The following is a 338-nucleotide window of genomic DNA, read 5'->3' as shown; positions in this document are numbered from 1 at the left end:
CTCGTCGTGGCTGCGGTGGTCGGTGCCGTTGAGTGCGAAGTAGCGCAGGGCCGCGAACTCGGCCTCGATCCAGTTCAGCCAGGATCCGTAGGTCGGCAGACCAGCTCGACCTCGTGGCCGGCCGCCCAGGCAAGGACGTTGGCGTGCTTGTGCGGGGAGAAGTTGTCCAGCACCACATACAGCTTCTGGCCGGGCCAGCGGGCCCGCAGGGCCTTGAGCAGGCCGAGGAACTCCCGCCAGCTTGCGCGGGCGGATGCGGTAGTACAGCTTGCCGGTGGCCAGATCGAGGGCGGCGATCATGTGCCTCACACCGCCGTAACGGTTGTAGGTGGCCCGTA

1 pseudogene is annotated in these 338 nt (G+C 67.5%); it reads right to left on the bottom strand.

Annotated features, from left to right (window positions below):
- Nucleotides 1–338 (bottom strand): annotated as a pseudogene (locus ADL25_RS50555) (hypothetical protein); the annotation flags it as partial.

This window comes from Streptomyces sp. NRRL F-5122, assembly GCF_001507435.1.
In the GTDB taxonomy this organism is placed as follows: Bacteria; Actinomycetota; Actinomycetes; order Streptomycetales; family Streptomycetaceae; genus Streptomyces; species Streptomyces lannensis.
The sequence above is the reverse complement of the archived record's forward strand: the minus strand, read 5'-3'. Positions and strand labels throughout refer to the sequence as shown.